The sequence below is a fragment of the Microcystis sp. BLCC-F209 genome (genome assembly GCF_041928595.1).
Taxonomy (GTDB): Bacteria; Cyanobacteriota; Cyanobacteriia; order Cyanobacteriales; family Microcystaceae; genus Microcystis.
Window position 1 is genome coordinate 1 of sequence record NZ_JBHFLL010000073.1, and the last position, 24878, is coordinate 24878.

General features: G+C 42.5%; 25 protein-coding genes and 1 tRNA gene. 16 read left to right on the forward strand and 10 right to left on the reverse strand.

Annotation, left to right across the window (positions count from 1 at the left end; translation table 11 throughout):
* Positions 1-158: 158 nt before the first annotated feature.
* Both ACE1AQ_RS04360 and ACE1AQ_RS04365 read left to right on the forward strand, forming a co-directional pair.
* Positions 159-665 (forward strand): type IV pilin-like G/H family protein, encoded by a 507-nt coding sequence (locus ACE1AQ_RS04360; protein ID WP_110543972.1) that lies wholly within the window; start codon positions 159-161, stop codon positions 663-665.
* Positions 666-801: 136 nt separating this feature from the next.
* A complete protein-coding gene (locus tag ACE1AQ_RS04365) occupies positions 802-1587 on the forward strand; it encodes a hypothetical protein (protein ID WP_110543975.1) in 786 nt (261 codons plus the stop codon).
* 8 nt (positions 1588-1595) lie between these two features.
* On the opposite strand, the gene ACE1AQ_RS04370 is transcribed toward ACE1AQ_RS04365, so the two are convergent.
* On the reverse strand, positions 1596-2048 hold the full coding sequence (locus ACE1AQ_RS04370; protein ID WP_110543977.1) for a DUF29 domain-containing protein: 453 nt from the start codon (positions 2046-2048) through the stop codon (positions 1596-1598).
* A gap of 161 nt (positions 2049-2209) precedes the next feature.
* Here ACE1AQ_RS04370 and ACE1AQ_RS04375 point away from each other — a divergent pair, with 161 nt between their 5' ends.
* Entirely contained in the window at positions 2210-3145 is a 936-nt protein-coding gene (locus ACE1AQ_RS04375) for an NAD-dependent epimerase/dehydratase family protein (protein ID WP_110543979.1), read from the forward strand.
* An 82-nt stretch (positions 3146-3227) separates the two neighbouring features.
* On the opposite strand, the gene ACE1AQ_RS04380 is transcribed toward ACE1AQ_RS04375, so the two are convergent.
* On the reverse strand, positions 3228-3440 hold the full coding sequence (locus tag ACE1AQ_RS04380) for a DUF2839 domain-containing protein (protein ID WP_008200026.1): 213 nt from the start codon (positions 3438-3440) through the stop codon (positions 3228-3230).
* Positions 3441-3593: 153 nt separating this feature from the next.
* On the opposite strand from ACE1AQ_RS04380, the gene ACE1AQ_RS04385 reads away from it, so the two are divergent.
* The 5 genes from ACE1AQ_RS04385 (at position 3594) to ACE1AQ_RS04405 (ending at position 9181) form a co-directional block, all read left to right on the forward strand.
* Positions 3594-4829 carry an LL-diaminopimelate aminotransferase gene (locus tag ACE1AQ_RS04385; RefSeq protein WP_149977488.1) on the forward strand — a complete coding sequence of 412 codons (1236 nt, stop codon included), beginning with the start codon at positions 3594-3596 and terminating at the stop codon, positions 4827-4829.
* A gap of 92 nt (positions 4830-4921) precedes the next feature.
* Positions 4922-5755 carry a metallophosphoesterase gene (locus ACE1AQ_RS04390; protein ID WP_106909860.1) on the forward strand — a complete coding sequence of 278 codons (834 nt, stop codon included), beginning with the start codon at positions 4922-4924 and terminating at the stop codon, positions 5753-5755.
* 110 nt (positions 5756-5865) lie between these two features.
* Complete coding sequence (locus tag ACE1AQ_RS04395) at positions 5866-6645, forward strand: pantothenate kinase (RefSeq protein ID WP_106909859.1); 780 nt, start codon at positions 5866-5868, stop codon at positions 6643-6645.
* A gap of 172 nt (positions 6646-6817) precedes the next feature.
* Positions 6818-8089 (forward strand): glycosyltransferase, encoded by a 1272-nt coding sequence (locus ACE1AQ_RS04400; RefSeq protein ID WP_374807934.1) that lies wholly within the window; start codon positions 6818-6820, stop codon positions 8087-8089.
* Positions 8090-8116: 27 nt separating this feature from the next.
* A complete protein-coding gene (locus ACE1AQ_RS04405; RefSeq protein WP_110543990.1) occupies positions 8117-9181 on the forward strand; it encodes an NAD-dependent epimerase/dehydratase family protein in 1065 nt (354 codons plus the stop codon).
* 28 nt (positions 9182-9209) lie between these two features.
* Here the strand turns inward: ACE1AQ_RS04405 and ACE1AQ_RS04410 are convergent.
* A tRNA-Ala gene (locus ACE1AQ_RS04410) sits at positions 9210-9282 on the reverse strand.
* 131 nt (positions 9283-9413) lie between these two features.
* Here ACE1AQ_RS04410 and ACE1AQ_RS04415 point away from each other — a divergent pair.
* A complete protein-coding gene (locus ACE1AQ_RS04415) occupies positions 9414-9965 on the forward strand; it encodes an acireductone dioxygenase (protein ID WP_008200011.1) in 552 nt (183 codons plus the stop codon).
* A 166-nt stretch (positions 9966-10131) separates the two neighbouring features.
* On the opposite strand, the gene petG is transcribed toward ACE1AQ_RS04415, so the two are convergent.
* The 3 genes from petG to ACE1AQ_RS04430 all read right to left on the reverse strand — a co-directional run bounded on the left by petG (position 10132) and on the right by ACE1AQ_RS04430 (position 12181).
* A complete protein-coding gene (petG, locus tag ACE1AQ_RS04420; RefSeq protein WP_002738052.1) occupies positions 10132-10248 on the reverse strand; it encodes a cytochrome b6-f complex subunit V in 117 nt (38 codons plus the stop codon).
* Positions 10249-10482: 234 nt separating this feature from the next.
* Positions 10483-10968, reverse strand: coding sequence for a hypothetical protein (locus tag ACE1AQ_RS04425; protein WP_039899815.1), 486 nt, complete (start codon positions 10966-10968; stop codon positions 10483-10485).
* 76 nt (positions 10969-11044) lie between these two features.
* On the reverse strand, positions 11045-12181 hold the full coding sequence (locus ACE1AQ_RS04430; RefSeq protein ID WP_008200001.1) for a metallophosphoesterase: 1137 nt from the start codon (positions 12179-12181) through the stop codon (positions 11045-11047).
* A 65-nt stretch (positions 12182-12246) separates the two neighbouring features.
* Between ACE1AQ_RS04430 and trmB the strand changes: the two genes are divergently transcribed.
* Genes trmB through ACE1AQ_RS04445 form a run of 3 tightly spaced genes read left to right on the forward strand, consistent with a single transcriptional unit; the run spans position 12247 to position 14345 of the window.
* Positions 12247-12882 (forward strand): tRNA (guanosine(46)-N7)-methyltransferase TrmB, encoded by a 636-nt coding sequence (gene trmB / locus ACE1AQ_RS04435; protein WP_008199999.1) that lies wholly within the window; start codon positions 12247-12249, stop codon positions 12880-12882.
* 34 nt (positions 12883-12916) lie between these two features.
* Positions 12917-13525: a hypothetical protein gene (locus ACE1AQ_RS04440; RefSeq protein ID WP_106909853.1), complete on the forward strand. Its 609-nt coding sequence runs from the start codon at positions 12917-12919 to the stop codon at positions 13523-13525.
* A gap of 19 nt (positions 13526-13544) precedes the next feature.
* A complete protein-coding gene (locus ACE1AQ_RS04445) occupies positions 13545-14345 on the forward strand; it encodes a tetratricopeptide repeat protein (protein ID WP_008199995.1) in 801 nt (266 codons plus the stop codon).
* Positions 14346-14480: 135 nt separating this feature from the next.
* Here ACE1AQ_RS04445 and glgA read toward each other — a convergent pair whose 3' ends face one another.
* Complete coding sequence (glgA, locus tag ACE1AQ_RS04450) at positions 14481-15959, reverse strand: glycogen synthase GlgA (protein WP_008199992.1); 1479 nt, start codon at positions 15957-15959, stop codon at positions 14481-14483.
* A gap of 220 nt (positions 15960-16179) precedes the next feature.
* Positions 16180-17604: a D-alanyl-D-alanine carboxypeptidase/D-alanyl-D-alanine-endopeptidase gene (dacB, locus tag ACE1AQ_RS04455; RefSeq protein WP_008199991.1), complete on the reverse strand. Its 1425-nt coding sequence runs from the start codon at positions 17602-17604 to the stop codon at positions 16180-16182.
* A 174-nt stretch (positions 17605-17778) separates the two neighbouring features.
* On the opposite strand from dacB, the gene gorA reads away from it, so the two are divergent.
* A complete protein-coding gene (gene gorA, locus ACE1AQ_RS04460; RefSeq protein WP_008199989.1) occupies positions 17779-19131 on the forward strand; it encodes a glutathione-disulfide reductase in 1353 nt (450 codons plus the stop codon).
* 205 nt (positions 19132-19336) lie between these two features.
* Here gorA and ACE1AQ_RS04465 read toward each other — a convergent pair whose 3' ends face one another.
* A complete protein-coding gene (locus ACE1AQ_RS04465; RefSeq protein WP_008199987.1) occupies positions 19337-19765 on the reverse strand; it encodes a CAAD domain-containing protein in 429 nt (142 codons plus the stop codon).
* A gap of 325 nt (positions 19766-20090) precedes the next feature.
* Between ACE1AQ_RS04465 and ACE1AQ_RS04470 the strand changes: the two genes are divergently transcribed.
* Both ACE1AQ_RS04470 and ACE1AQ_RS04475 read left to right on the forward strand, forming a co-directional pair.
* Positions 20091-20324 carry a DUF433 domain-containing protein gene (locus tag ACE1AQ_RS04470; protein WP_039899814.1) on the forward strand — a complete coding sequence of 78 codons (234 nt, stop codon included), beginning with the start codon at positions 20091-20093 and terminating at the stop codon, positions 20322-20324.
* Positions 20321-20662 carry a DUF5615 family PIN-like protein gene (locus tag ACE1AQ_RS04475; protein ID WP_002759489.1) on the forward strand — a complete coding sequence of 114 codons (342 nt, stop codon included), beginning with the start codon at positions 20321-20323 and terminating at the stop codon, positions 20660-20662. Before ACE1AQ_RS04470 ends, ACE1AQ_RS04475 begins: the two co-directional genes overlap by 4 nt.
* Before the next feature lie 9 nt (positions 20663-20671).
* Here ACE1AQ_RS04475 and pcrA read toward each other — a convergent pair whose 3' ends face one another.
* Positions 20672-22993, reverse strand: coding sequence for a DNA helicase PcrA (gene pcrA, locus ACE1AQ_RS04480; protein ID WP_374807941.1), 2322 nt, complete (start codon positions 22991-22993; stop codon positions 20672-20674).
* A gap of 326 nt (positions 22994-23319) precedes the next feature.
* On the opposite strand from pcrA, the gene metK reads away from it, so the two are divergent.
* On the forward strand, positions 23320-24570 hold the full coding sequence (gene metK, locus ACE1AQ_RS04485; protein ID WP_039899812.1) for a methionine adenosyltransferase: 1251 nt from the start codon (positions 23320-23322) through the stop codon (positions 24568-24570).
* Positions 24571-24878: the final 308 nt, after the last annotated feature.

Below are 24878 nucleotides of genomic sequence, written 5' to 3' on the forward strand. Positions count from 1 at the left end.
GAATTAAATATAAAATAAACGTAGGTTGGGTTGAAGCATGAAACCCAACGCCCGCATGGGTTACGCTACCGCTAACCCATCCTACAAATAATTGTGCCTACCTACTTAACTGATAACTGATAACTGATAACTGATAACTGAATTGCCAGCGCCTAACTATGAAATACCTTCTTTTTTCAGCAATCAAATCACAGGAAAAAAAAGCGAGGGGTTTTACTCTAATAGAATTGTTAGTAGTGGTGATTTTATTGGGGGTTCTCGCTGCCATCAGTTTACCGAATCTCTTAGGACAAATCGCCAAGGGTAGGCAAGCAGAAGCGCGCACAGCACTGGGATTAATCAATCGCGCCCAACAGGGTTATCGTTATGAAAAAGGGACTTTTGCTACTTTATCTGAACTAGCTCTGGAAGCTGCCACTATTTCCCTAACATTCTATGATATCAGCGAAGTGGGAACCCCCGATGCCTTTGGAGCGGCCTATCTAGCGAATGCTGTGACTGAATTTGATGACGATATTAAAAATTATGCTGGAGCGGCTGGACAAACGGCAGCTGGGGCCTATACCGGTATTGTTTGTGAGGATGAAACTCCTTTAGAAGATAATGTTTCTACCACGAATGACGCCGGTGTTCTTGATTGTGATAATGGCATTAAAATTAATTAAAATAACCCCAAAAATCTTTTATTTTTGTTGATAAGTAAATGGTTATAATTATGAAGGGCGTGATTTGTAGGTTAATTCATCGTAGGGTTAATTCATGAATTAACCCTACACTGATTATTGACTTTTATTTAAAGCTATGGTAGGCGCAAAAAAATCTCTCAATCTATCCTTACTTAAAACTCTGGGTTTAGTCGCAGTCATCGGTGGACTAATCATGGCTATTGTGGAAATGCAACAGGAAAAGGTGAAAACCTTGACCAAAGAAAAGTTATTAGAGAGAAATTATCGTCAAGAGTCTCGTCTAGAAAATGCTCAGGTTCAGTTATTAAAAAATATACCAGCTTTTGGCTTTGACAATATGTTAGCCAATTGGTCAATGTTACAGTTTATACAATACTATGGCGATGGGGATGCTCGCCGGGAAACTGGTTACGGTTTAAGTCCCGATTTTATGGAAATTGTCACCAAAAATGACCCCAAATTTATCCGCGCCTATTTGATGATGTCCGTCGCTTCTTCTGTCAATGCCGGTAAACCGGAAAGAACCGTTGAGATTATGAATAAAGGTTTATCAAAACTAACTCCTGATGTCGCCGATGCCTATTTTATTTGGTTATATAAAGGAGTGGATGAACTATTATTTTTAGGTGATATTCCCGCGGCGAAGAAATCTAATCAAATGGCCGCCGATTGGGCGAAAATTGCCGGTAATGAATTTATCGAAAAATCCGCTAGGGGAACAGTAAAATTTTTAGAAACTAATCCCGATAGTCGCGCGCCTAGAGTCGGTGCTTGGATGTTAGTCTGGATAAATAGCCAAGACGAAGAAACCCGCAGGTTAGCTAAGGAAAATATCGAAAAATTGGGCGGTAAATTGGTGATTAATAATAATCAAGTGATGGCAATTCCCCCGAAGGATTAGGGGTTAGCCTATTTTTCATCCTGCCAAAACTTATGATTTAGTAAGCTATCAATATCCTTAGAAAAAGGACAAACATCGGGAAAAATAGCATCATATTCGATTCGCATATTTTCCACCGCTTCCTGATAACAATTGTCACAAATATCGGTTAAAAAACTGCATAAACTAGGGGAATCTTTAAGGATAGCTTTTAACTTAAATTGACAGCGTTTAATTGTTACTTCCCAACCTCGATAACATTCGGATAAAGGAAGATAACGCCGTTTTAAAGCCTGTTCAAATAATGTAATTAAACGGTTTTTGAGTTCCCTTTTGTCTCGTCTTCCCAAAGATTCCACCTCCTCGATCAAATTCTCCAAATCAACCTGAGATAAATCCCCAGATTTTAATTGCTTAACCGTCTTCTCTATCCACAAAGCAAAATCTTGATCATACAGATTTTTTACCTTGGCTAAAGTCATAATTTTGACCTCCTCTGTTGACTAATTAGGGTTTGCTGAAAAAGTTTTTCGTGGGGTGTGGGGTGTGACCCCCCCAACCCCCCCGACATCGGGGGGGCAGGGGGTGTGGGGTGATGGCTGAAAGAGTGATAATATAACCTTGATATCTATGCCATCATCTTATGAAAATTTTAATTATGGGTGGAACCCGATTTATCGGCGTTTCTCTGACTAAAGTGTTAGTAGAACAGGGTCATGAGGTAGTATTATTCAATCGTGGCAATAAACCCGCTCCGGTTGCTGGAGTACGACAGATACATGGCGATCGCACTGACCCAGCGCAACTGAAAGAAAAGCTTAAAAATGAGAGTTTTGAGGCAATTTTCGATAATAATGGCAGAGAATTAAGTGATACTCAGCCCCTCGTCGAGATTTTTGGCGACAGAATCAGGCATTTTGTCTATGTTAGCTCGGCGGGGGTTTATCTAAAATCCGACCAAATGCCCCATAAAGAAGGGGATAAACTAGATCCCAAAAGTCGCCACAAGGGAAAACACGAGACAGAAAACTACTTAAGCGAGATGGGTTTACCCTGGACTTCTATCCGTCCGGTTTATATCTACGGACCGGGTAACTATAATGACCTAGAAGCTTGGTTTTTTGACCGTTTGGTTCGTAATCGTCCTATTCCTATACCCGGTCATGGGGAACATTTTACCCAATTTGGTCACGTTGTCGATCTAGCTAAGGCCATGGCCGCAGTATTGGGTAATTCTCAGGCTATCGGTCAAGTGTATAATATTTCTGGCGATCGCTATGTAACTTTTAACGGTTTAGCAAAAGCTTGCGCGGCAGCCATGGGGAAAAATGCCCAGGAAATCGAGATTGTTAACTATAACCCCAAAAAATTTGACTTCGGCAAAAAGAAACCTTTCCCCCTGCGGGTTCAACATTTCTACGCTGATATTAATAAGGCCACCCGGGAGTTAAACTGGCAGCCTGAATATGATCTCGTCAGTGGTTTAACAGACTCCTTCCAGAATGATTATCTCGCTGCCGGTCGTGATCGGCAAGAAATAGACTTGGCGATCGATGACCAGATCTTGGCAAACCAATAAAATTAATTTTCTGGTGGGGAGTTTTTTACTGATAACTGATAACTGATAACTGATAACTGATAACTGAGGCAGCCTTAACCAGTTATTGGACATCCCACCAACCGAAGGCCGGCCCGACAAAACGAATAACTAGCCAAACCCCGGCTAAAACTCCTATACCAATCCAGGCACCCCTAGTGGTTAACTTGTAAGCTTGGGATGCTTGACTTTTGGTAATCGGTAGCCAAGGCAGGATATTTTCTTCCTGTCCATACTTATCACCCAGGGCCGATTGACGACGTTTTGATTCACCCATACTAATGTCAGTTATTAAGAGGTTTTTCTCTGATTGTATATCGAAAGACAACCGCCTACACCCAATCCTACTGCGTGCAGGGGGGCGATCGAAACTGACGGCCGATGACTGACTGTTATAAAATTAAAGGTTGCGACTGAAACGAGAATAATTATGGCAACCATTAACAGTAATTACTTAAAACTAAAAGCGGGTTATCTTTTCCCGGAAATTGCCCGACGAGTCCAAGCTTTTGCGGCAGCCAATCCCGATGCTAACATTATCCGTTTGGGGATTGGCGATGTCACCGAACCTTTGCCCCTAGCTTGTCGTGAGGCAATGATCAAAGCGGTGGAGGAAATGGGCGATCGCTCTAGCTTTAAGGGTTACGGGCCCGAACAGGGTTATGCTTGGTTAAGGGAGAAAATCGCCGTCCATGATTTTCAGGCTCGCGGTTGTGAGATAAGTGCCGATGAAATCTTTATTTCCGACGGTTCTAAGTGCGATACGGGCAATATTCTCGATATTTTTGGGGATAATAACTCGATCGCCGTAACTGACCCAGTATATCCCGTTTACGTTGATACTAACGTTATGGCTGGACACACGGGAGAGGTCAACGACCGCGGCGAATACGAGGGCTTGATTTATCTGCCAATTACCGCCGAAAATAACTTTACTGCCCAGATTCCGGCGGAAAAAGTCGATTTAATCTATCTCTGTTTTCCCAACAATCCCACCGGGGCCACGGCTACCAAAGAACACTTGACAGCTTGGGTCAATTATGCTAGGGCCAACGGATCGATTATCTTTTTTGATGCGGCCTATGAGGCCTTTATCACCGATGCCAGTTTACCCCATTCCATCTACGAAATCGAGGGGGCGCGGCAATGTGCGATCGAATTTCGCTCTTTTTCTAAAAATGCTGGTTTTACCGGGACGCGTTGCGCTTTAACCGTGGTTCCCCAAAGTCTGATGGCCAAAGCGGCCGACGGGACGGATGTGCAACTCTGGAAACTGTGGAATCGTCGGCAATCGACCAAATTTAACGGCGTTTCCTATATTGTCCAACGGGGGGCCGAGGCGGTTTATTCCCCGGAAGGACAAGCACAAGTACAAGAACTTGTCAAGTTTTATTTACAAAATGCAACAATTATCCGAGAAAAATTAACCGCTGCCGGTTTAGAAGTCCATGGCGGCGTAAATGCGCCCTACGTTTGGGTAAAAACGCCCCAAGGTCTATCGAGTTGGGATTTCTTCGATAAACTGCTACATACCTGTAATGTGGTGGGAACTCCTGGATCTGGCTTTGGGGCCGCCGGAGAGGGTTATTTCCGGCTGTCGGCTTTTAATAGTCGTGCCAACGTCGAGGCCGCTATGGAAAGAATTATCAGTAAATTTCCAGGCTAATCGTTAAGAGAGGGATGTTTGCGGAAGCGTCCCCCAACATCCCCATCGGGAATTGATAGACTGTTGACATACTCACCGACAACGGCTCACCGATGCGACCCTTTTGGTTAGAATCCTTACAGGTAGAAAGATTAACGATCGCAATTGCCAGCTTACCGGCAGCGCTGCAAGGGATCAAGTTGGTGCAGTGGTCAGATCTGCACTGCGATGAACAGCATTTGCCTGAAGCTGTCCTGCAAGAAGCGATCGCCATTACTAATCAGGAAAAACCCGATCTGATCTTCCTGACGGGAGACTTTATCACCGATAGTCCCAGGCCAATTTTTACCCTGGTCGAGAGCATAAAAGCTCTCGAAAGTCAAGGGGGTATTTATGCTTGTTTAGGAAATCATGACAGTTATCCTCCCCACGCAAGGGAAACGGTCAGAGCAGCCTTAACTAGCGTGGGAATTCGGGTACTCTGGAATGAAATCGTCACACCCTACGGCGAAAATTTTCCCATCGTCGGATTGGCCGATTATTGGTCTGGGGAATTTTTTCCCCAAATTCTCGAGCAAATTGCTCCCGATATACCCAGACTTGTCCTTTCCCACAATCCCGATACAGCCATGGTTTTAAGGGATTGGCGCGTGGATTTGCAGTTATCCGGTCATACCCACGGAGGCCAAGTGACTATCCCGGGTATGGGTTCCCTACCGATAGTTTTAGAGAAACTTAGGCGATCGCTGCCCGACCCATATCGTCAATGGGTTCCCTTTCACCGGCAGTTTAGCAGAGTAGTCCGATACTGGCAATGGTCCGAGGGATTTCACCGAGTCGGGGAAAATCAATTATATGTGAATCGAGGCTTAGGAACCTATTTTCCCGGTCGTCTTTTTTGTCCCCCCGAAGTGACGGTAATTACGTTGATCAACAGCAGTCAGTAGTCAGGAGTCAGGAGCCGGTCGTCAGGAGATTATTTTTATTTATTCTCCCCATCACCCCACTTCCCCACTTCCCACTCCCCACTTTCCACTCCCCACTTTCCACTAAATAAATGACTGAGCAAGATACTGACTGGATCGGTTTGATGATCGGCAATTCTCGGCTACATTGGGGGTATTTTTGCGGTCAAACCCTGTTAGCTTGTCTCGATACTCCTCACCTGAGGGAACCCCTAAGTAATGAATTTTTGCAACAAATTTTCCCTAAACTCTTGACAAATAACTGTAACTGTGCATTGATTGTCGCCTCCGTGGTTCCTAACCAAAGAGAATTATGGGCAAATTATGGCAATTTACGGATAATTACTTTAAAAGATATTCCTTTACTGGATTTATATCCAACATTAGGCATCGATCGAGCTTTAGCTGTCTTAGGTGCGGGAAAAAAATACGGATTTCCCTGTTTAGTCATCGATGCGGGAACAGCCTTAACTTTTACGGGAGTGGATGGGGATAAAAAGCTAGTGGGGGGAGCAATTTTACCCGGGTTAAAGGTGCAATTAGCCAGTTTAAGGGAACGGACGGCAGCCTTACCAGAGGTGTCCTTACCGGAAAGATTACCGCAGATGTGGGCAAAAGAAACAGCAGAAGGGATAAGAAGTGGGATAATTTATACAATTTTGGCAGGAATAGAAAAATTCAGTCGGGAATGGTTAAATTTATATCCAGAGAGCAGGATAATTTTAACAGGGGGAGATGGGGACTTAATTAGGGATTACTGGCAAGAAAAGGCGATTAAATCACCCCTAGTGGATAAGACGATAATTTTTGAGGGAATTGCCGCAGTTAAGGGAATCTCCTCCTGTTTAATTGACAAAGGCGAACCTATCTAGTAAAGTCGGGGAAAGTTTTCTCAACTTGGGAAATTTCTGAACAACTAGGCAAAAAATTCAGGATATAGTTATGGCGATAGTTCTAGTAACCGGTTCTGCTGGTTCACAATGAGGTTATTAAGAGCAGTATTGACCCAAAAAAACTAAACCAGAGCATATTTAAGATACTATTATGTTAATTAAAATCTACAACAATAAAATTTTCCGATTTCTCATTGCTGGGGGAGTGGCATTTCTAATCAACTTATTCTTAATTTATTGGTTCATTGACGACTTGGGATTTAATACCCCATTTCTGAAAAATATTGCTAATGTTATTTCGATAGAAATATCTTTAATTGCTAGTTTTTTTATCTATAGAACCTGGGTGTGGACTGGGGGAGATTGGACAATTAGAGATGTAATTTTGATACAACTGCCTCTCTATCATCTCTCGGCAGGTTTAGCAGTTTTACTGCGAGTTTTTTTGATATTTCCCTTCTTAAACTGGTTAGGAATTAGCCCCGGAGTTAACACAATGATTGGGGTTTTAGTGGGAGCTAGTATTAATTATGTTGCCAGTGATAGCCTAATTTTTAAACCTAAGAATAAGACTAATGAGACAGAAATGTACTATCCCGAAGGATTAGCACCAGCTTTCGAGATGGACGGTTACTCTCACCCACGTCAATCAAGGGATAACTATGCAGTAAAAACCCTATCAATAATTATCCCTGCTTACAACGAAGAAGATTGCATCGAAAGCACAACTCACTTAATATCTGAACGTTTAGAAGAGGATAAAATTGATTATGAAATCCTAGTGGTTAATGACAATAGCAAAGATAACACCGAAGCAGTTCTGCAAAAAATCAACCAAGAAAATCCTCGGATTCGCTACATCAATAACTATTATCCCAACGGTTTTGGGTTTGCGGTGCGCTGTGGATTAGAAAATTTTAGCGGCGATGCAGTGGCAGTAGTAATGGCCGATAATTCCGACTCTCCCGATAACATGGTGGACTATTATTATAAACTGCAAGAAGGCTACGATTGCGTTTTTGGTTCTCGTTTTATCAAGGGAGGAAAAGTTATTGATTATCCCATACACAAGTTAATTGTTAATCGTTTGGCTAATCTCTTCATTCAAGTTTTATTTGGGCTAAAATTTAATGATACCACTAACGCCTTTAAAATCTATCGTAAGGAGGTTATCGAAGGAATCTCACCTCTACTATCTCACCATTTTAATTTAACAGTAGAGATGCCCTTAAAAGCAATCGTGCGAGGATATTCCTACACGACAATTCCCATCACTTGGCGCAATCGTACCACGGGGATTTCCAAGTTAAAACTCAAGGAAATGGGTAGCCGTTATTTATTTATAGTTCTCTCTATCTGGTTAGAAAAACACCTTTCTCGAGGCGACTATAAGCGCAAACAGAAAAAGAATCAAGTTGTTTGATAATTATCATCTAGAGGAGTATTTTTGATGACTAGGCAAGTGTTAATTACTGGTGGTGCGGGTTTTGTGGGCAGTTCCTTAGGTTTGGGATTAGCCCAACGTTATCCTGATTGGAAAATTATCGCTTTAGATAACTTAAAACGTCGCGGTTCTGAATTAAATATTCCCCGTCTCAAACAAGCGGGAATTGAATTTGTTCATGGAGATGTCAGAAATGCAGAAGACTTAGAAGCATCAGCTTTGCCAGTGGATTTAATCCTAGAATGTTCGGCAGAACCTTCTGTTTTAGCTGGTTATACTTCCCCTGGCTATGTTTTGCAAACAAACTTAATTGGAACGATTAACTGTTTAGAATTAGCTAGACAAACCCAAGCAGATTTTATTTTTCTCTCCACCAGCAGAGTTTATCCCATTGCCTATCTTAATCAATTAAACTATACAGAAACAGATACTCGTTTTCAGTTATCTGAACAGCAAAATTTACCTGGGGTTTCTGCTTTTGGTATCAGTGAACAATTTCCCTTAGATTTGCCCCGTTCTCTCTACGGTTCCACTAAGTTAGCATCGGAATTGATTATTAATGAATATGGAAATGCCTACGGATTAAGAACTTTAATTAATCGTTGTGGAGTTTTAACTGGTCCTTGGCAGATGGGAAAAGTTGATCAGGGAGTTTTTGCCCTTTGGGTGGCTAATCATTACTTTCAGAAGTCCTTAAAATATATCGGTTATGGGGGTACAGGGAAACAGGTTAGAGATTTTCTTCATGTAGCTGATTTACTCGATTTAATCGATATTCAGATTGCTAATTTAGAACAATTCAATGGGCAGACTTTTAATGTGGGGGGTGGGCAAAATTTTTCCTTGTCCCTTTATGAAACCACAAAACTATGTCAAGAAATCACGGGCAATAGTATAATAATTGAGGCAATTCCCGAAAATCGCACCGGAGATATGCCAATTTTTATCACTGATTCTCGCAAAATCAGTTCTGTAACTGGATGGCAACCTCAGCGAGACGGTAGAAAATTAATCCAAGATATTTTTGATTGGATTTATAATCATGAGAAGGAATTAAAAGGTATTTTCTAGTTGCTTTCTGGTTAATATCTCTGGCAAATGGAGAATAGGGAACTCGAATCCCTGACCTCTGCGGTGCGATCGCATCGCTCTACCAACTGAGCTAATTCCCCATATATAGACCATAATAGCATTTTTGAGCAGAAAATCCTAGGAACTGGCAAGAGATCGAGGGGCAAAAAATCGAGCGGCTTCTCTCTGGAAAACTTTAAAATGGAAAAAGTAATCTTGAGGATGATCACTAATGGCGATACTACGCTTAGAGAATGGGACAACCTATACCCAGTTAGCCGATATTAGTCTGGAATTGGCCAAATTAAATGTTACTTTAAACTATTGGCCGATCGAAAACGAAGCCACCCGTCAGCTACTTAAGCAAGCTTCTCTGACTGACGAGGAAAAAGAAATAGTTTTAACCAGCTTAGACGGTTATTTTGAGCAACTAAAGCAAGAAGCGGGTTATCAATCCAGAGATTTAATCGTTTTACACCCCGACCTTGCCAATCTCGACACTTTACTGGCCAAATTCGAGCGCTGTCACACCCACGCTGACGATGAGGTGCGTTATATCATTGATGGGGAGGGGGTTTTTGGCTTTGTTTTTCCCGATGGTTCTCAGGGGGAATTAACTATTCAACCTCAAGAATATATCAATGTTCCCGCCCATAGCGAACACTGGTTTCACCTCACTGCCAGTAAACGAGTTAAAGCAGTGCGTTACTTCACCAGTACCGCCGGATGGGTTCCCGAATATACGGAAACCGTCATTCGTTTTCCTAGTTTAACAGCCGTCTAGCCTTTGGTTTCAGGCGAGTGCTTTCCCAAGACAGATAAGTTTTGCAGGGATGGCAACGCCGGCAGCCACAATCTGTTAAGCGGCAAATTTGTCCTGTTGAAAATCTCCCGTCTAGTGCCTAGCTTGACGGGAGATTGTCTCAATTCGGGGGATTGGCGTGATAGATTTAGTCTAAGCCGAATTGATTGCCCCGTTTGTACTGTAAATAGGCGGCAACGAACAAACCCGCTAGGGTAATGGGAATTAAGCCTAGGACAATCCCTAGCACTAAAGGTTCAATCACGTCTGTACTCCTTGGATTAGCAATTTTTCACCCGTATTTTATCCTAGCAGGGGTTGCCCGCGAAAGATAGGGCGATCGCACATACTTCTTAAATAGGGTTTGCTGAACAAGTTTTTCGTGGGGTGTGGGGGTAGTGGGGAATTTAGCTGAAATTTCCCTAAATCCCCATCTCTCTAAATCCTATCTCCCGACTCCCCAAAAGGAAAACTTCACTATTAAGATAACTGCTCTACTCTAGGAGCGATCGAGAAAAAATTTTCTCAATTTGCCTTTACCCCAATAGCGATCGATTTCTTGCCAGAGATTGTGGAGACAAAAAACCACTGCTAGACAGAGAGTAACCGCAAGGATTTGAGAGAAACTTTCCCTTTGCCAAAATTTGGCCATTGCCTCCGAAATCACCCGCGTTACCCGATAAGCTTCCAGAAAACCCTCGATCGAGCCGAGAATCAGTGCTGCTAGGGTATAAACAAAGGTTCGATATAGAACACTAACGTAACGGGGACGATTTTCTAACCATTCTAGCTTCATGGCTGCGTCGAGAATGGCCACGGTTTTTGCCGCAAGGATCGCTCCTAAGATCGCTTTACCCAAAACGTAGGTGGTAATCGAATACTCTTCCAGAAATAATTTCATGATCAGAAGAATATAACCGAAAGCCAAGAAAAAAAAGAGGGCAAGAGAACCGATTTTTTTTAATTCCTTTTTAAGTGCTTCCATTGATTTTTTTTGATATTTTCTGCCAAGATAGCGGCCGCGTACCATAACTATAGCTATAGTTAATTATTGGTTGCAGCTATTCTCTCATCTCTACCAGCAAGTTTGAGCGCTGATAACTGAACTGATGCTTGAAACTAATTACAGCTTGATTGTCGATAAAATGAGGATTACCGAGGGGATCGATGGCACTGAAAGCGTAGAAATAACGGCGTACTAGGGGCGGAAAATCGCTAAAATCGAAGATTGTGTCACCTTGGGCCACATCTGCCCAAAAATTGCGTAATTTTGGGGCTAATTCCTCCGCTAGACTCATGGGAAGATTGAGGGGATGGCAGGTTAATAAACGCATCATAAAAGGATAAGAGCGATCGCCTAACCATTGCCGAGAAATAGCGGGTAAATTCTCCCATCCGGGTATATTTTGCAGATGAAAAGATTCTATGGCTAATTCTCCCGTGTTTTCGCAATATTCTAACACCCGGTAGGGATGGGGATAACTGACGAGGGAACCGGTGGTAATTTCATAGATACCTCTACTAAAAGCCAGATCCTGCACATGGAGATGGCCAGTAATCAACAATTTTACGCCGTTTTCCTCTAGTATATCGAGCAGTTCTCCCGCATTAGCTAACATATAGCGTTTACCTAATTCATGATTGCTTTGTCCGGGTAAATGCTCGATAACGTTATGATGGATCATCACCATCACTAGATCGTTTTTTAGCGATGGTAAAGTCTGTTTTAACCAATGCAATTGTTCTGCATCTAAACTGCCAATTTGTCCACCTTGCTCATCGAATTGATTAGAATTAAGACCGATTAATTGCACTCCGGGTAAAATTTCTTTTTGGTAGTATATTTGTTCGGGATGGCTGTAACCAAATTGTTGATAATAAAAGGGAAAATCTCCTAAACCGATCTGGTTTTCCGTCGCGGTTAAACTCAAAACATCATGATTACCCGGCACCACATAGACGGGGAAGGGTAAAGTGGCTAAACAATCGGCTAACCAACGATGATTTTCTGGTTCACCATCTTGGGTTAAATCGCCAGCAATCAGCAGAAAATCAAGGTTAAGGGTGATGAGATGGTCTAAAACAATTTTTAAAGCGGGAATACTCACTTCCACCAGATGAAAGCGATTAGAATGGTTCAAAATGGTTGTGGGTAAAGCGATATGAGGATCGCTGAGAATGGCGAAACGGAAATTCATCGCATTCAATTGGGCTAAATATCGGTAAACTAGATCGATCGAGGAGAAATGAGGAGAAAATATCTTTGGCTAAAGTTCGCGTTCGTCAGCACGTCAATCCCTTAAGTCATAAATATCGCCATCCGATCGCTCCCCCCGATTGGAATCAAGTTTATCAGGATATGACGCAACCTCTCCATCTTGATATTGGTTGTGCGCGGGGTAAATTTTTGTTACAAATGGCCCAAGTATATCCAGAAATTAATTTTTTGGGGATTGAAATTCGTCAACCTTTGGTAATTGAAGCGAATCAGGAACGGGAAAGGTTAGGATTAAGTAATCTCGCTTTTGTTTTTGGCAATATGAATGTTGCCCCAGAAATTTTACTGCAATCTTTGCCCGCAGATAAGTTATTTTGGGTGTCGATTCAATTTCCCGATCCTTGGTTTAAACAGCGTCACAGTAAGCGTCGAGTTGTGCAGCCAGAATTAGTCATAGCTTTGGCTAAGTATATGGTAGCTGGAGGCTGGGTTTTTTTACAGTCGGATGTGGAATCGATCGCCCTGGAAATGACGGAGAGATTTCAAGCACATCCCCATTTTGTTCGGCAACATCAAACCCCCTGGTTAGCGGAAAATATTTTCCCCGTAGCGACGGAGAGGGAAAAGTCCACTTATAATAAAGGTCAACCAGTTTATCGCTCGCTTTTTCGAGTTCGGTAGCTTCAGTTAAAATATCTTGGCACTGTCTGAAATCATGGTTAGAAATCTCGACTCACCCCTAATACTTGAGGACAATAATCGCCCCCCTGTCTCTCAATTGTTAGAATTTCTCTTAACCAAAGAAAAAAACAATAAAAAAACTAAAGAAAATCTGACTTTTGAGGCTTTAGTCGGTACTTGGCGATTATACTTTATCACGGGAACTCAAAAAGCGAAAAAGAGAGCGGGAATTGTTTTGGGTAAGGGTCGTTATCTACCGTCCTGGTTAAAAATTACCATCTCTTACCAAAGAAATGAGAGCTTAGAACTGGGAGAATTTGTCTCTGGAACCGTCAGCAATCAGATAGTTTTAGGAGCAGTAAAACTATCTGTAAGCGGTCCGGTTAAGTTTTTTCCTAAAACCCGTCTTCTTGCCTTTGATTTCACCAGGCTCAACCTAACCCTATTTAATCGCTCTCTCTATTCAGGTTTTATTAGAAATGGCCAGGTAAGCGAAGCGAATTTTTATCGGGAAAATATCAAAAAACAGGCATTTTTTGCCTATTTTCTGATCACAGAAACAATGATAGCAGCCCGGGGACGAGGGGGAGGATTAGCCCTTTGGGTAAAAGAGGTAAGTGAGACAAAACTAGCTGAAAAATAAGTTATTAGAGGAGAAATAGATGGGATATTCTATCGAGGTAGATGGGACAAATTTTGACAGTGAAGTGATCGAGAAGTCCTATATAAATACAGTGATTTTAGACTTTTATGCTCTTTGGTGTGGACCCTGTAAATTGGTAAAACCGATGCTAGAAAAACTGGCAAGCGAATATAATTTTATCCTAGCCAAAATAGATATAGATAAAAATCCCGAATTAGCCGAACAATACGATGTGGAAGGAGTTCCCGATGTGCGAATTGTCAGCAAGGGAGAAGTGTTACCCTGTTTTGTCGGTGCTTTGCCAGAAGAACAAATTAGAGACTTATTTTCCCGTCTCGATTTACAATCGGAATTAGAAGCAGGATTAGCAGAAATACAAGAAGCGATTGCCCTCGATAATTTGCCCGCAGCTAAACAATTATTTGATCGTCTTTTTCCTAAATATCCCAACGAACCGCGATTAGTTATTATGGCGGTAAAATTTCTCATGCGTCTAGAAAAATGGTCAGATGCCTACCGATTAATCAGTGTTATTAAAGAGGAAAATCCTGTTATCAAAGGTTGGAAAACTCTCCTAGAATTTCAACAGTTAAAACTAGAAAATAATCCCCTCGATCCGATATTTTTTACTGGGATTAATTTCGCATTAAAAGAAGATTATGCCGCCGCTTTAGATAAACTGATCAGCGTGGTGGAAGAAAGTAGAAAATATCGTCAGGATGGGGCAAGAAAAGCCATGTTAGCTATATTTCAGATTTTGGGATTTAGTCATCCCCTCACCCAAGAATACCAAGCAAAGTTAACATTTCTGCTTTACTAAGTAGGGTTTACTAAAAAAGTTTGTTGGTGGGGTTAGGAATCGGTCAGAACTAAAGCAATTCCCCAGTAATTTCAACAAATCTATTCCTCGAATTTCTGTTGACAACTGCCAGGGAATTGCTAGAGACAAGACAGTTTATTTGTGGCGAATCATTTCATAGAGGGCAACGTATTCTTCCCCGGGGCGGTTCCAAGAGTAATCGCATTCCATGCCTTGGATTGCTAATTTTTGGAATTCTTCTGGTTGAGTGTACCACAATTCCAATGCCCGGGACATGGCTGATTCGAGGGCATTATTATCGGGATCAAAAAAGACAAAACCATTGCGTTCTTCCGGTTGGTGATGGCTATCATAATCGCGATCAAAAACCGTATTAACTAAACCACCAACTCCCCGGACGATGGGAACGGTTCCGTATTTTAAGCCGATTACCTGTGTCAGTCCGCAGGGTTCAAAATTACTGGGAACCACAATCATATCGGCCCCCGCATAAATGAGGTGAGATAATTCCTCATTAAAGCCCAATTCAATATGGACATCAGGGTTATTATTTAGGTGATTTTTCTCATGCCAGAACCAGTTATTAATTAACGATTCGGTGGCGGAACCTAAGAGGACAAATTGCGCCCCGCGAGCTAAGGCATAATACATGGCATGGTGAACTAAATGTACGCCTTTTTGGTCATCTAAACGACCGACATAACAAATTAAGGGTTTGTCTCCTTCATCTCTTAACCAGAGTCTTTCTCGCAGTGCCTTCTTATTGCGTGCCTTCTCGGAGAAGCTATCAACACCGTAGGGTGCAGCAATAAATTTATCCACTTCCGGGTTCCAGATATTGTAATCTAAACCGTTGAGAATGCCGGTAAATTTGTGTTGATGCAGGTGAATTGTATGACCTAAACCGTAACTAACATCGGTGTGGTGTGCTTCCCAAGCATGGTGGGGTGAGACGGTATTGAAATAGTTGGAAAAGACGATGCCACCTTTCATAAAATTAATCACAAAAGGATTGAAGTTATCACGCAGTCGGGCATAGCTAAAGTAGTAAGTATCGTTATTTAATCCTGTTGCCCAGAGAATTTCCGCACCAGCAAATCCTTGATGTTTAAAGTTATGGATGGTGTAGAGAACGCGCTGATTGCCCATGCCATGATATTTATAAATTTCAAAAAGTAAGGGCGGAATTAAACCGGTTTGCCAGTCGTGACAATGAATTATATCGGGACGTTTATTACTTCTGAGCAAAAATTCTAAAGCGGCTTTGCAGAAGAAGGCAAAACGCATATTATCGTCTTTACAACCGTAGTAAGTACCGCGATTAAAGAAATTATCCCCCGAATTGGGTTGAATAAAGAAACACAAGCGCCCGTGTACCCAACCACAAAAAACGTTACAGTGAATTGCCCCACCGAACCAAGGCACCCACAGATCCCGATAAGCCTCGTGTAAGCCCCAAATTTGGTCGTAGCGCATACAATCATACATGGGCAGGATTAGCTCCACGCAATGACCGCGAATTTCCAATTCTCGACTCAATCCATAGACCACATCCCCCAATCCCCCAGCTTTAATCACCGGGGCGCACTCAGAGGCAACCTGAACTATATACATATATCAATAACTCCGTCGATTAATCTACAGGTCAGCTAGAAGCAATTTTTACAAAAGTATACAGTCTTCTGTGATTAAATTGGTCGGTCGATCGAATTAGTTGCGGGTTGGGGGAGTGGGAATTATGAATTATGAATTATGAATTATGAATTGGGTAGTGGGGGAATTTAGCTGAAATTTCCCTAAATCCCTATCTCCCTATCTCCCTATCTCCTAAAGATTAACAGCGTTTTAGCTGTCCTAGGAGCAAAATCACCTCATCGATGCCGTTTCTGAGGGTAGTGGCGGGTTTATCGCTGTTATTTACGGTTATGCTAAAGATGAGGGGTTGCTTGTCGGCGGTTTCTAGATAACCGGCGAGGGCGATAACCCCGGTTAATGTCCCGGTTTTTGCCTGTAATCGTCCTTCTAGGGGAGTCTGGCGAAATCTATTGGTTAAAGTGCCATCAATGCCGCCAATAGCTAAAGAACGCCGATAATCAGTATTTTCTGCCATTATTTGTAAGATTTCGCCTAAAGTCTTTGGTTTAATTAGGTTTTGTCGTGATAGCCCCGAACCATCGCCGATTTTATAACTATCGCCCTCAATTCCCAGTTTTGTTAAAGTTTCTTGCAATCCTGAGACACCGCCGAGCATTTGTAGTAGGGTTTCGGCCAGTAAATTATCGCTATTTTTATTGACTTTTTCCACCAAATATGCCAGGGGTTCTGATTCTAAATTGGTGATTTCATCGCCGCGAATTTGTGAGCTAATTTCGGCGGTTTTAACGGTAATTCCCGCTTTTTCAAGGATATTACGCCAGCGAGCTAGGAAATACTCCGAAGGTTGGGGAATAGCTAAATTAAAATCATCTTGACTATTTATCGGCAGAGAACCGGTGATAATCAGGCGATTATTGGCTAAATTGCCCTTAATTGCCAAAGTATTCGGGGTTCCTTGCGATGCAGTGCTGGTTTGATTCTCAATTAGCCATTGTTTAGCGGCAATGGGATCAGACCATTGTAAATCTAAGCTTTGCCCCAATTGTCGCGGTAAAAGCCTTAAAGTGACGGAATTTTCGTTTAAAACCAAGCTAGAAGCACTAACTGCGTAGTCAAAAAAGACATCTTCCCATTCCCAGTTTTTTTGACTATCGGAGACGACAAAAGGACTAGCAACGACAATTAAGCGAGAAATTGAGTTAATTCCCCCTGCTTTTAACTTTTCTGCTAATTTTTCTAACTTTTCTGTGGTTATGGTGGCATCTCCCCTCCCGACTAAGGTTAAAGTCTCTAAATCGGGGGGGTTGCCTTGGGCTAAAATGGGGGTTTTCAGACGATAATCGCGGTTAAATTTGCTGAAAGCGGCGGCAGTGGTTAATAATTTCGCAGTAGAAGCGGGAGTAAAAAAGTTATTTTCGTGGAGACTATAGAGATTTTCCTGAGAATTAAGGGATTTTACTAAAATTCCCCAATAAGCGCCTTGATAATCGGGGCGGGCTAAAATGCGATCGATCCTGCTGGCTAAGTCTGCTGGACAGATAAACTGGGAAGGGGGGGAATTGTCTTGACTGATGGGGGTTGCGAGGGTGAGGGGATGGTTTACCCAGAGAAATAGGGAACAGGTCCCCAAGAGAAAAGATAATTTCGAGCGGCGTGTTAGCATAGAATTAGATCTTCGCAGTAGTCAAATTGGCTCTAATTTAGCAGCATTAGTGACTATATTGTGCTAGTTACTCGATAGATTCAGTTAGGGATTGATCCGAGATATTCTCTCCCCTTTTTGCCCAGAAAGTTTTTTGATTCCGTCAAATTTCTATTTATTCGCGAGGATATTTTTATGAGTTATGATTTTGATTTATTCGTGATTGGTGGTGGTTCTGGGGGTATTGCCACCGCTAGACGGGCGGCCGAATACGGGGCAAAAGTGGGATTGGCAGAATATGATCGTTTAGGAGGAACTTGTGTTAATCGCGGTTGTATTCCCAAAAAATTAATGGTTTATTCTAGTCGTTTTCCGCAACTATTTAAGGATGCGGAAGGTTACGGTTGGAGTGCGGTAGAGAGTCAATTAAATTGGCAAAAATTAATTAGCGCGCTTAATCAGGAAACTATCCGTTTAAATGGCATTTATCAAAAGATGCTCGATAATTCTCAAGTGACGATTTTTCCTAATTATGCCAAGTTTCTTGATGCCCATACCCTCGAGGTGGGAGAGGAGAAAATTACTGCCGATAAAATTTTAATTGCCGTGGGGGGACATCCCGTTAAACCTGATATTCCGGGGATCGAACATACGGTAGTTTCTGATGCCATGTTTCAACTGCCGGAACAACCGAAAAGAATTATAGTTTTAGGGGCGGGATATATTGGGGTAGAATTTGCCGGTATTATGCACGGATTAGGGACGGAAGTGGTGCAGTTAATCCGTAAAGACAAGATTTTAAGAGGGTTTGATGAGGATATCCGCGATGAAATTCAAGGGGAAATGATCCGTCAGGGAATTAAAATTATGCCCGAAACTTTCCCCACTTCGATCGAGAAAACTGACGAAGGTTTAAAAGTACATATTCAGGGAAAAGAAACCGCAGAAATTCTCTTTGTTGATGCCCTAGGATTAGCTGCTACTGGAAGAATCCCTAAGCTGGAAAAATTGGGCTTAGAGAATGTCAATGTCGAGGTCAAAAATCGGGCAATTGTCGTCAACGAGTATAGCCAAACCAGCGAAGATAATATCTATGCCGTGGGCGATTGTACCGACAAAATTAATTTAACTCCCGTGGCGATTAATGAGGGGCGAGCTTTTGCCGATACAGTCTTCGGTAATAAACCCCGGTTAATGAGTTATGAAAACGTTCCTTCGGCAGTATTTTCTACTCCTGAAGCGGCGACGGTGGGATTAACAGAATTGCAAGCAAAAAACCTATATGGTGACACGGGAATTAAAGTTTATCGGTCTAAATTCCGCCCCGGTTACAATGTTTTACCAGGCCGAGAGGACAAAACTTTGATGAAATTAGTTGTCCATCAAGAAAGTGGTAAAATCCTTGGGGCGCACATGGTGGGAGATCATGCCGCCGAAATTATTCAAGGAGTAGCCATTGCGGTAAAAATGGGGGCAACAAAAGCCGATTTTGATGCCACTGTCGGCATTCATCCCAGTGCTGCCGAGGAATTTGTCACCATGCGTTAAGTAGGGAGGCACAATTATTTGTAGGATGGGTTAGCGGTAGCGTAACATGAGCGGTTCATGCTTCAACCCAACCTACTTTTTGCCGCAAATCCTATTTAATTTCACCCACCCACTTATTCCTTCTAGACTTCTTTAATGTTCAGATTGTGCAAAAACAAAAGAGTTGAGTGTTTCCGCTCAACTCCTCGGTTATCTATGCTTGATTCTATAAAGGGTTATTGTGACTGCCAAAAACTTGCGCTTTTAGTGCATCAATTTCGGCTAATAACTCGCGACGATTTTCATCCTTGAGCAGATAGCGCCAGACAAACCAACCAGTGTAAACGATCCCAACTAATTGTAGGATAGGAGCAAGGAGGGGAATATCATCGATCGCATCTAAAACCGCTAGGGTAACTTTCACGGTGACAAAACTCGCTAAAATTGCCCCCAGAACGATTAAAGGTTTTTTGTATCCAGAGAAGAAACCACCGATATAATCGGGGACATTAGCCAGATAGGACATCACCGAATCCCAAACTGGTTCTACATATTCAGACCAAATCTGTTCGGTGCTGCTGCTGGGTTTGCTCAGAGACCCGGGTAAATCCGTTCTAATCGGATTTTTGGTCTCGGTCGGTTGCATTGATTCCATATTAACTGATCCTCATCATAAAGGTTAGACAGTGCGCGAATACGACCAACAGGGGTCAATTTTAACAGACTGAATAGACTAACTCGCTGTTGCCCATATTATCGGATAATTGCGATAGTAGGCGGAAAGTTTCTCAACAACTATTAAGAATCAAGGGTTTAGCTTCTCAATTCTATCGTCAGTCTGACCGCAATTCTCCATTCTAACAGCAGGTAGCGATCGGAGTTGAGGAATCGGGGGGGGTCAGTTGGGTGCTAGGGATTGGTTGTTAGGATTACCAGATAAGATAATTAAATGCAGACTAAATATCTTCGAGATGCGTTCTATGGACTCAACAGTTAGCTTGCTTACCCGCATTACTCAAACACCCGGCCAGTGTGGTGGTCGTCCTTGTATTCGGGGGATGCGAATTCGAGTAACGGATATTTTGGAAATGTTAGCGGAGAATGTGAGCATAACTGAAATTCTAGAAGACTTTCCCGATTTGGAACTCGCAGATATCCAAGCTTGTTTACTTTTTGCAGCACGGTGTACGGATTTTCCTAAACTAACGGCATGAAAATTTGGATTGATGCTCAACTACCTCCAACTCTAGCAAGCTGGTTATCAGCGACCTTTGATTTAGAAGCATCGTCCCTGCGAGACTTATCCCTTCGAGATGCTCAAGATATCGAGATCTTTGCAGCAGCGCGAGCGGAAAATGCCGTGATTATGACCAAAGATAGTGACTTTATTGATTTGGTTTGTCGTCTGGGAACACCTCCTCAAATTTTATGGTTAACCTGTGGTAATGTCACAAATCAGAATCTGCGGCGATTACTGACAGCTACTTTACCCGATGCGTTGAAACAACTAGAGCAGGGAACAATAATTGTAGAGATTAGCAATACTCCTTAAAATCCTCCCCTATTCCTGGATAAGTTGCATGGGTGCGGTGCGAGGATCGATGATTTTCTGACCTAAACCCGAAAATTTGACCGCTAGATTCATTTTTTTGCCCGTACCGAGGATATGGGTCACTTCTCCTTCTCCAAAAGTAGAGTGTAACACTCGATCGCCTACCTGCCATTTTCTTTGATCAGAGACAGCTTTTTCCATGGCAACCACTTTTGGGGTCTTTTTCGGTTTCAGGTTGCTTGTCAGCAATTCTGGGGGCAATTCCTGCAAAAATTGGGAAGCTACCTTCATCTCTTTATTCCCCCAGACATATCTTTCTTTTGCGTAGGTTAAAAATAATTGTTCCTTGGCCCGAGTCACTCCCACATAACACAAACGCCGTTCTTCCTCAAGGGCAATGGGATCGTTTAAACTACGATTATGGGGAAAAATGCCCTGTTCTAAACCGACTAAAAAGACGAGAGGAAACTCTAAACCCTTGGCGGAATGAAGGGTCATTAACGAGACTTTTTCTTGACCTTCCTGAAGATTATCTAAATCCGAGGCTAAACTAGCACTAGCGAGAAATTCCCGTAGATTAGTTTCCTCGTTTTCCTCTTGGAATTGTACCACGGCGCTATAAAGTTCTTGGATATTTTCGATCCGGGTATCAGCTTCCTCGGTTCCCTGTTGTTTTAACTCATCGATATATCCCGAATCTTCCATGATTTGGTCTAGGATTTCACTAGCGGATAAATCGGTGATTTTTTCTTGCAGGTTTTGGATAATTTTAGCTAACTTATTGATGCTTTTAGTGGCACGACCGGCGAGAGTATTAACGGAAGTTTCATCACTGATAATTTCCCATAAAGGCACTCCTAATTCTTGGGCAGCTTTGAGCAAATTATCGATTGTGGTTTTACCGATACCGCGCCGGGGAGTGTTAATAATTCTCAGTAAACTAACCGTATCGGCAGGATTGGCAATCACTCGTAAATAGGCGATCGCATCTTTAATCTCCTGTCGATCATAAAATTTAAATCCCCCGACAATATTATAGGGGATATTATTGCGAATTAACCCATCTTCAAAAGGACGAGATTGGGCATTAATTCGGTAGAGAATGGCAAAACTACCCCAATTTAATTCGGGGTTTTCTTGGGTAAATTCTCGAATTTTATCGATAACAAAAGCCGCTTCTTCCTGTTCATCTCTGGCTTTAAAAACATAAATACTATCACCCCCTTCTCTGGTGGGAACAAGAACTTTATCGATTCTTTGACTATTCTTTTCAATTAACTTATTTGCCGCTTGCAGAATATTCTCCCGTGAACGGTAGTTTTCCTGTAGTTTCACCATCGTGCGAGTATCATCATCGGGTAAACCATCGCCAAAGTCCGCTTGAAAATTGAGCAGAATAGTAAAATCCGCCATCCGAAAACTATAGATAGATTGGTCGGCATCACCTACCACAAAAATCGATCGATCCGTCCAATTCCACTCACTTTTTTGGGTTTCACCATTGGTGGACAAAAGCCGAATTAACTCGTACTGAATCCGGTTAGTATCTTGGTATTCATCGACTAAAATATGCTTAAATTGCGTGTGCCAATAACCGAGAATAGATTCATTTTGCTGAAAAAGACGGACTGGAACCAGTATTAAATCATCAAAATCTAGGGCATTATTTTGTGCCAATTGCATCTGATAAGCCTGATAAACCTCAGAAATGACCTTTCCCCGAAAATGAGGGTTTTCTCTGGCGTAATCTCTGGGGGTTAAACCTAAATTTTTGGCATTACTAATCGCATAACGTAGATTGCGAGCATCAAATTTTTTATCGTCTAAATTCATCTGTTTAGTGACGATATTTTTCACCAAACTCTGGGCATCAGATTCATCCATAATCGAAAAATTCCTTTGCCAACTATGACCATATTCATCCTGATATTTATTAATGTCATAGCGCAAAATCCGACCGCAAAGACTGTGAAAAGTCCCGATCCAGAGTTTTTTAGTATAATTCCGATAAACTTGAGAAAAGAGTTTTTTCTGTTCGTATTCTTCCAAAAGTTCTAATCTTTGACCGTATTTTTCCTGTGCTTTTTGTTGAGCAAAAGTTTTTTCAATTCTAGTTTTCATTTCCCGGGCCGCCTTATTGGTAAAAGTGACCGCGAGAATATTTTCCGGATCGACCCCATGATGACGGATCAAATGGGCGATACGATAGGTTAAAGCGCTAGTTTTTCCCGATCCTGCCCCAGCAACCACCAACAAGGGGCCGCAAAAATGCTCGACAGCAAGGCGCTGGGAGGGATTGAGTTGTTCTAAATAATCGGCTGTGACTGTCATAATCTTTGCATATAGCTCTGCGACCTCTATTAATCAGGCTACATCATCGAGACGGGGATCGGGCATTAGTCAACCCCTTGAAGAGATAAAAATTTTTTTGGGCTAGTTTGTTTCAAATCGCTCAAGATTCTAAGTTGTCATCTACAATGGAATTAGCGGAGACGCAAGTTTCCGTTCACTCCTCACACCACACTCCGTCCGGACAATGTTCGGGCGGTTTCTTATTGAAAATATTCGATCTCTACAAATTCCCTGTTACACTGTATAGTCAAAGATTTCCGAGAATCTTTTACCGTTCAAATGTACTACCATGTGAGGGACATCACTTGTCTAAACGTTATTTGTTCACCTCCGAATCGGTTACAGAGGGACATCCCGATAAAATTTGTGACCAGATTTCTGATACCATTCTCGATGCTCTGTTATCCCAAGATGACCACAGTCGTGTAGCGGCTGAAGTGGTTGTCAATACGGGGTTAGTCTTGATTACCGGTGAAATCACCTCGAAAGCGCAGGTTCATTTCGTCAATTTAGTTCGCAGTAAAATCGCTGAAATCGGTTATATCAACGCAGATAACGGATTTTCCTCGAATAGTTGCACCGTTTTAGTCGCTTTAGACGAACAATCTCCCGATATTTCCCAGGGTGTCACGGCTGCTCAGGAAAATCGCGAACTTCTCAGCAATGATGAACTCGATAAAATTGGTGCGGGAGACCAGGGTATTGTCTTCGGTTTCGCTTGCAATGAAACCCCCGAATTTATGCCCTTACCGATTAGTTTAGCCCACCGCATCGCTCGCCGTTTAGCGGCAGTCAGAAAAACGGGTGAACTGTCCTATCTGCGTCCCGATGGTAAGACGCAAGTATCGGTCATTTATGAAGATGGTCGTCCCGTGGGTATCGATACTATCCTTGTTTCTACCCAACACGATGCTACTATCGGCGATATCACCGATAATGATCTCGTCCAACAAAAGATTAAAAGTGATCTCTGGGAAGCGGTAGTACAACCGGTCTTCAGCGATTTAGAGATTAAACCCGATGCCAATACCCGTTATCTGGTTAATCCCACCGGAAAATTCGTCATTGGTGGACCCCAAGGCGACGCGGGATTAACGGGACGGAAAATTATCGTCGATACCTACGGTGGCTATTCTCGTCACGGTGGCGGCGCTTTCTCCGGTAAGGATCCTACCAAAGTCGATCGCTCCGCGGCCTATGCTTGCCGTTATGTGGCCAAAAATATCGTCGCGGCTGGTTTGGCCGATAAGTGCGAGATTCAAGTGGGTTATGCGATTGGGGTAGCTCGTCCGGTAAGTGTCTTCGTGGAAACCTTTGGCACTGGCAAAGTCGCCGATGATGTGATTCTGGACTTAATCAATAAATACTTTGAACTCCGTCCGGCCGGTATTATCCAAACCTTTAACCTGCGCGGTTTACCCAGTGAAAGAGGCGAGCGTTTTTACCAAGATGTGGCCGCTTATGGTCATTTTGGCCGCAATGATCTCGATTTACCCTGGGAACAAACCGATAAAGCCGCTATCCTCAAAGAAGCTTTGACTTCTGCGGTAGTATAGGGTTAAAAATTAACTGCAATTTTTGATTCAGGAATAGAGTTTCAGGCTCTATTCCTTTTTTATACTAAATCCGTCGAGTATAGGCTACTTATGAGGAGAGGCAATAGGCACTCTTGCAATAGGCACTCTTGCAATAGGCAATAGGAGCAATAGATAATCAGTCTTTAATAACCGGATTTGGTATAACTATTCTCAATTATCGGTCTAAACAGGATTTAGTCTGACAAGTCTCTGGTAAATGGCGATCGCTGAGAGACGAAAATCTTCTTAATGCTGGCAAAATTCTCCCTTGCAAGCGAGATGTCGCC

Excerpts from the sequence above, each read along its gene's own strand:
- ACE1AQ_RS04380 (WP_008200026.1), bottom strand. The coding sequence starts at position 3,440 with ATGGGTGAATCAAAACGTCGTCAATCGGCCCTGGGTGATAAGTATGGA.
- ACE1AQ_RS04385 (WP_149977488.1), top strand. The coding sequence starts at position 3,594 with ATGGCAACCATTAACAGTAATTACTTAAAACTAAAAGCGGGTTATCTT.
- ACE1AQ_RS04445 (WP_008199995.1), top strand. The coding sequence starts at position 13,545 with ATGGGATATTCTATCGAGGTAGATGGGACAAATTTTGACAGTGAAGTG.
- ACE1AQ_RS04370 (WP_110543977.1), bottom strand. The coding sequence starts at position 2,048 with ATGACTTTAGCCAAGGTAAAAAATCTGTATGATCAAGATTTTGCTTTG.
- ACE1AQ_RS04470 (WP_039899814.1), top strand. The coding sequence starts at position 20,091 with ATGGACTCAACAGTTAGCTTGCTTACCCGCATTACTCAAACACCCGGC.
- ACE1AQ_RS04425 (WP_039899815.1), bottom strand. The coding sequence starts at position 10,968 with ATGGAAGCACTTAAAAAGGAATTAAAAAAAATCGGTTCTCTTGCCCTC.
- ACE1AQ_RS04465 (WP_008199987.1), bottom strand. The coding sequence starts at position 19,765 with ATGGAATCAATGCAACCGACCGAGACCAAAAATCCGATTAGAACGGAT.
- glgA (WP_008199992.1), bottom strand. The coding sequence starts at position 15,959 with ATGTATATAGTTCAGGTTGCCTCTGAGTGCGCCCCGGTGATTAAAGCT.
- pcrA (WP_374807941.1), bottom strand. The coding sequence starts at position 22,993 with ATGACAGTCACAGCCGATTATTTAGAACAACTCAATCCCTCCCAGCGC.
- ACE1AQ_RS04475 (WP_002759489.1), top strand. The coding sequence starts at position 20,321 with ATGAAAATTTGGATTGATGCTCAACTACCTCCAACTCTAGCAAGCTGG.
- ACE1AQ_RS04430 (WP_008200001.1), bottom strand. The coding sequence starts at position 12,181 with ATGAATTTCCGTTTCGCCATTCTCAGCGATCCTCATATCGCTTTACCC.
- ACE1AQ_RS04405 (WP_110543990.1), top strand. The coding sequence starts at position 8,117 with ATGACTAGGCAAGTGTTAATTACTGGTGGTGCGGGTTTTGTGGGCAGT.
- ACE1AQ_RS04400 (WP_374807934.1), top strand. The coding sequence starts at position 6,818 with ATGTTAATTAAAATCTACAACAATAAAATTTTCCGATTTCTCATTGCT.
- ACE1AQ_RS04440 (WP_106909853.1), top strand. The coding sequence starts at position 12,917 with ATGGTTAGAAATCTCGACTCACCCCTAATACTTGAGGACAATAATCGC.
- ACE1AQ_RS04375 (WP_110543979.1), top strand. The coding sequence starts at position 2,210 with ATGAAAATTTTAATTATGGGTGGAACCCGATTTATCGGCGTTTCTCTG.
- ACE1AQ_RS04390 (WP_106909860.1), top strand. The coding sequence starts at position 4,922 with ATGCGACCCTTTTGGTTAGAATCCTTACAGGTAGAAAGATTAACGATC.
- ACE1AQ_RS04395 (WP_106909859.1), top strand. The coding sequence starts at position 5,866 with ATGACTGAGCAAGATACTGACTGGATCGGTTTGATGATCGGCAATTCT.
- gorA (WP_008199989.1), top strand. The coding sequence starts at position 17,779 with ATGAGTTATGATTTTGATTTATTCGTGATTGGTGGTGGTTCTGGGGGT.
- ACE1AQ_RS04415 (WP_008200011.1), top strand. The coding sequence starts at position 9,414 with ATGGCGATACTACGCTTAGAGAATGGGACAACCTATACCCAGTTAGCC.
- ACE1AQ_RS04365 (WP_110543975.1), top strand. The coding sequence starts at position 802 with ATGGTAGGCGCAAAAAAATCTCTCAATCTATCCTTACTTAAAACTCTG.
- dacB (WP_008199991.1), bottom strand. The coding sequence starts at position 17,604 with ATGCTAACACGCCGCTCGAAATTATCTTTTCTCTTGGGGACCTGTTCC.
- ACE1AQ_RS04360 (WP_110543972.1), top strand. The coding sequence starts at position 159 with ATGAAATACCTTCTTTTTTCAGCAATCAAATCACAGGAAAAAAAAGCG.